Annotated in this window: 6 protein-coding genes and 2 pseudogenes; all 8 read left to right on the forward strand. The window is 38.5% G+C overall.

Translation table 11 applies throughout. The features are described from left to right. Positions 1 to 563, forward strand: a 563-nt coding sequence (locus ABLV07_RS16235) for an RHS repeat-associated core domain-containing protein (protein ID WP_348853620.1), incomplete at its 5' end; no start/stop codon positions are given. Continuing rightward, positions 514 to 1,299 carry a macro domain-containing protein gene (locus ABLV07_RS16240; protein WP_157195273.1) on the forward strand — a complete coding sequence of 262 codons (786 nt, stop codon included), beginning with the start codon at positions 514 to 516 and terminating at the stop codon, positions 1,297 to 1,299. The genes ABLV07_RS16235 and ABLV07_RS16240, both read left to right, overlap by 50 nt. Before the next feature lie 120 nt (positions 1,300 to 1,419). After that, positions 1,420 to 1,677, forward strand: a pseudogene (locus tag ABLV07_RS16245) (RHS repeat-associated core domain-containing protein); the annotation flags it as partial. 388 nt (positions 1,678 to 2,065) lie between these two features. Then, entirely contained in the window at positions 2,066 to 2,533 is a 468-nt protein-coding gene (locus ABLV07_RS16250; RefSeq protein ID WP_020078519.1) for a hypothetical protein, read from the forward strand. A 196-nt stretch (positions 2,534 to 2,729) separates the two neighbouring features. Beyond that, on the forward strand, positions 2,730 to 3,185 hold the full coding sequence (locus ABLV07_RS16255) for a hypothetical protein (RefSeq protein WP_072033701.1): 456 nt from the start codon (positions 2,730 to 2,732) through the stop codon (positions 3,183 to 3,185). Positions 3,186 to 3,192: 7 nt separating this feature from the next. Continuing rightward, on the forward strand, positions 3,193 to 3,762 hold the full coding sequence (locus ABLV07_RS16260; protein WP_110915951.1) for a hypothetical protein: 570 nt from the start codon (positions 3,193 to 3,195) through the stop codon (positions 3,760 to 3,762). A gap of 339 nt (positions 3,763 to 4,101) precedes the next feature. Next, complete coding sequence (locus tag ABLV07_RS16265; protein WP_227537731.1) at positions 4,102 to 4,524, forward strand: hypothetical protein; 423 nt, start codon at positions 4,102 to 4,104, stop codon at positions 4,522 to 4,524. Between the two features lie 203 nt (positions 4,525 to 4,727). Continuing rightward, a pseudogene (locus ABLV07_RS16270) lies at positions 4,728 to 5,098 on the forward strand (RHS repeat protein); the annotation flags it as partial.

The following is a 5,098-nucleotide window of genomic DNA, read 5'->3' on the forward strand; positions in this document are numbered from 1 at the left end:
ACCCGCTGCGTTTTCAGGGCCAGTATTTTGACGCTGAAACGGGGCTGCACTATAATCGACATCGTTACTATGATCCTGAAATTGCGGGATTTATTAGCCAGGATCCGATTGGATTAGCCGGTGGGCTGAATGTTTATCAGTATGCGCCGAACCCGCTGGGTTATATAGATCCAAAAGGTTTAACACCGAAGACATTGTATCATTATACGACCGAGGAGGGGATGAATGGGATTATGGAAAGTGGGACTATTCGCGCCTCATCAGGTGATATACATGCGCGTTTTGGTGAGGGGCAATATTTTACAGATATTACACCAGCCATGATCGGCGGAAGGACATTAAAAGATGCTTCAGGGACAGGTAAAATGTCTCTGGGCCAACTGGCAAGTAACATATATGGTGATTCCAGAAAGTTGAATGGTATTACTCATTTTGTAGAAATAGATGTAACTGGGCTAAATGTCACAGAACCAAGAAAAAATACATTTAGAGTTGCAAATACAGGAGAACTGAATGTTTCGGATAGAATCGTCAGCAGTGGAAAGTCCACAAGTTGTGGTTGAATATTATAAGTCTAATGCGGAATTTACGTCTGGGGAAGGCATCCTGTATACAGAGTTTATGGGGGAAATTGCCACAAGACAGATAAGTGTTTTGGATAGCTTATATTACCCATCAGCCTCGTTGAGTGATGAAAATGATAAAATAGGTTTCCTTCTTTATGATGGAAAAAAAAGTGAATTAGAACTATCTGATTCACAGATTATATCAAAAGACGAATTTGAGGCTGTGTGGTTAATAGCTATGAATGATCACAAAGAAAAAGAAATCATTCAATATGTAACTGGAGATGCTGCTGTCCCATTAAGTTCTGCCACTATCATTGCTCATATAGTTAATAACAAAGGGAAATGGGGGAAAGGATTTGTTTTATCATTATCAAAAAAATACCCAGCAGCCAAGAAGGTTTATTTGGATAAATATTCTAACACATCAGATTTAACTTTGGGTGATATACAGTTCATATCTGTAGATGAAAAGGATAGAATATTTGTGGCTAATATGGTTTCTCAAGATGGGATAAGGAAAAACTATGCTGATAAAAAACAATATTTATCATATCACGCACTTGAGGAATGTCTTGAAAAACTATCGGAGTTTGCATTGATTAATCGATTGGTTGTACAAATGCCAAAAATTGGAGCTGGATTAGGTGGCGGAGATTGGAAGCATATTGAGAGTTTAATACAAAAACATTTATGTTATAAATTAATTAAATGTACTGTTGTGATATTGTGATTCCCAGAGCGGGGTACCTTATTTTTTTTTACAGCTGTATCTGGATAGGCGGGATATTAAAGTGAATTTATCATAATATATTCGCTCTTTAAATATTCTAAGTCCGGTGATATTAACAACTATCCTGTAAGTTTTCAGCTGTTGGCGCTGCTGACGCAGGAAGCGGGCAGGAAGGAGAGCTGGCACTATCATTGTGACCCGCTGCGTTTTCAGGGCCAGTATTTTGACGCTGAAACGGGGCTGCACTATAATCGACATCGTTACTATGATCCTGAAATTGCGGGATTTATTAGCCAGGATCCGATTGGATTAGCCGGCGGGCTGAATGTTTATCAGTATGCGCCGAACCCATTAAGCTGGATCGATCCGCTGGGACTAAAATGTGGCTTCGCGGAAAAGGACAATATAACCCAAAGGTGGGTAAATAAATTAACAGGTAAAGCTCCGGCTGAAATAGACTCCCTTTTAACATCTAAAGGTTGGACGAAGATCTATCCACAAGCTGGTAGGCCTGAGGCTATTCAACATATACAATATGTGAAAACGACAAAATCTGGTACAACATATAAATTAGATTATCATCCTGGTGGTAACGCAAAACAACAAAATATTCATGGAAATGATTACTGGAAGGTTTATAGGACTAATAGTGAAGGTGAGGATATCGTATATGGACGTATAGGTCATGGTGGTTTTGAAAATTAAGATCTAATAAAGGACTCTCCTGTTTATGTCGACGGTGTATTAGTAAATGGTGGGATGTAAAATGTTTGATTTTTCTGCAGAAATAAAACCATTTCATTCGTTAGGCGATGTGCTGTTAAATACAAATATATCTGTCTATCTTGCTGAAATGTATGCTGACCATTGTGTTGAGTACAAAGAGTATCTTCTACCTGATGCGAGTAAGAGATTTTCCTATGTATTGGATGATACTTTAACTATATCAACCGAACCTGATGGAAATATATTTTCTATTGGATGCAATCAAAATTACAAAGGGTTATACAAAAACTTATTATATGCCGGTCAAGAATTTGGTGAGATAAAAAAACTCACTTATCGGCAAAGAATATTTAATGGTTCCATTATTATAGACGAGGATTTTGGCATTCAATTTATATTACCCTCACCATTTGATGAGATAGCTGACAGTATAGATAACATTCCGTCCGACTTGAAATTGAATGAAATATATATAGGGGATTTTTCATTTTGGAATCCATGTAAATAACAAAGCAAAGCCGGGTAATAAATTAACTCTTCCCGGCCTTTATAGCAACGCTGCGCTTTGGGAACTCTATCTTAGAGCTTAGATTGGTGCGGGTTGACGGTACGATTGGCCCAGGGGATAGGATTGTTCGTCTGATCCGATTGGATTAGCCGGTGGGCTGAATGTTTATCAGTATGCCCCGAATCCGCTGGGATGGGTGGATCCGTGGGGGCTGAGCGCTGATGATTTAATCAGATACAAGCCATATGATTCTTTAAATGCTCAGCCAGGGGCTAGAAGTACTGCAATATCTAGAGCATGGGTCCATGAGAAAGCGTTATTACAAAACGGTGGGGTTGGAACACGCAATTGGAGTAGTGAAGAAAGAGATTTAATTTTGAAAACATCCAATAAAGATCTTACTTCAGTAATGTCAAGGGCTGGCTATACAGGACATCATATAAATTCAGTTGAAGGAAACGGTTCATTAGGTGCAAAATGGCAAGGAGATCCAAGAAATATTATATTCTTACAAAATCATAACCATCCCAGTGGATTTAATGAACATGTTCATGGACTGAGGGGGCATAGAGGTAATACTCAAAACGTTACAAATGGACGTTTGATAGATAGAGAATCCACATCAAGAATGCGAAGTAAATGTGAGGGGTAGAGTAAATATGACTATTGATAGCTCATTACAAAATTTCATTGAGACATTTCAGAAGAGCAAAAGAAGTATGGGTGTAATGTCCTACTCTGAAGAAAATTTAGGCTGCTCGAACCATGATATTCCTTTACATGGGGATATGTTGTATTTTTATGAACATACTATCCTTGAAGATAAACCCACCTTTGGTGGCGATTTTTTCATTCAGATAATTGAAATGTATGACTTAGGCAATATACAGTCAGGCTGGCTTATACCAAATGGAACAAATGATTGGGATAAGAACTATGTAATCTTTGCAGAACGTAATGGCGACGTTCTGTTTTGTGATGTATTAGACGATAATTCAGCCGTATATGGAAGTGTGCAAAAAAAAGTATATAAATTAACTAACACACTAGGGGACTTTTTGGGTACATATTCCGCTCTGATTGAATTAGAAGAGAGCGAATTTGAATGTGATACCACGGATGATGATTTTAATTATAAAAATGAATATTTGCTTAGGGTGAAGGAAGTTCTAAGTAATAATCTTCCAACTGAATTGGTAGATAATTATATGTGTTTTTTCTTTGGCTAGGTGCATTTTTTTGCCATACTTTATATCAGCCGGTAATCTAAATTCTCCGGCTTTATTTTAATCTTAGGTTAATGTAGCTGTATGATAGGAGCAACTGGCCTGAAGAAAAATGTTGTATCGCTCATCATTGTTAATGTATTTTAAAGATGTCGAGATACAGATGAATATGAAGAATAAAATATAAGTAGTGTATATCCTAACAACAAGTCACGAGAGAATTAATTATTTTTATGATAGTGTCATGAATGATTTTGACTCATTAACTAATAATGGTTCAACCGAAAAGTTGAAGGGGTTAGCTATGGTTATAAATTAAAAAATAAAATCACGTGATGATAAATGATTATATTGAAAAATTTAGAAGATAAGTTTAATAAGATTAGTTCCGATAGTGAAAACTATATTATGTCATATAGTGATAGTGTTAGACTCAACGAAACTAAAGTAGTAGTTAGTAAAGGTGCATTATATAATATTCGACCCTACGAAATCGAACGAGCTGGATTTAAGATAGGTAAGAAACTTAATAAATTACCTGCAAATGTAAAAAATACACACATCTATCACTTTGATAGTCTGGAACGTATATCGTTAATAGAAATATTTGGACAGGCATCAAATATAATTAACAAAGAGTTTTGTATCTATGAAGGTGATAACTTAGAAAGGATTTATTTTACCAGTGCCGGTATGCTGCGAAACATCTCTTTGTCAGTATACAATGATGGATTGATTGAAAAAGATTTCAATTGGGGGATGTAGGGTGCAGTGTATCTGATTATGTTTATGAAGACTCAATTCTTAAGAAAATATATGTTCAGCAAAAAGAACATGCAGAATCATCTTTTACAGAATTTGAAGTTGTATTTTCGTATAAAAATGCGATCATCGATACCATTAAAAATGTATTTCCTAATGGTTATGAAGAACAACGTTATCCTGCACGCTGAATTAGCTAATTAAATAACAGCCTGTGGGGCAGCAATCGTTACGCTTACGATCCGGTGGGGCGTTTGACGGCCCATACCGCGCCGGACGGTACGCTGCGGCAGTTTGTGTAGGATGCGGCGGGCAGCCACCTGCAGACGCAGACCCGGGCGGTGAATGAGAGCGTCGGGGGCTGGTTCCGCGAGGGGCTGCAGCGCGGGGTGCGTTATGTATTCGATCGCGCGGGCGAGCTGCGACAGCGGCGCGATGTCCGGCATAACGGAGAGAAAGAGGATTTTAGCTGGGGCGATAACCGCCAGCTGGTGGCGGTGCGCAAGGGCGAGCGCCTGGTGTTCAAGCAGACGGCGGAAGAGACGCGCTGGTTCTACTGGCAGGGCGACGCGCTGGC

The sequence above is a fragment of the Klebsiella sp. CN_Kp097 genome (assembly GCF_040064495.1).
Classification (GTDB): domain Bacteria; phylum Pseudomonadota; class Gammaproteobacteria; order Enterobacterales; family Enterobacteriaceae; genus Klebsiella; species Klebsiella aerogenes.

Excerpts from the sequence above, each read along its gene's own strand:
- ABLV07_RS16265 (WP_227537731.1), top strand. The coding sequence starts at position 4,102 with ATGATTATATTGAAAAATTTAGAAGATAAGTTTAATAAGATTAGTTCC.
- ABLV07_RS16260 (WP_110915951.1), top strand. The coding sequence starts at position 3,193 with ATGACTATTGATAGCTCATTACAAAATTTCATTGAGACATTTCAGAAG.
- ABLV07_RS16240 (WP_157195273.1), top strand. The coding sequence starts at position 514 with ATGTTTCGGATAGAATCGTCAGCAGTGGAAAGTCCACAAGTTGTGGTT.
- ABLV07_RS16250 (WP_020078519.1), top strand. The coding sequence starts at position 2,066 with ATGTTTGATTTTTCTGCAGAAATAAAACCATTTCATTCGTTAGGCGAT.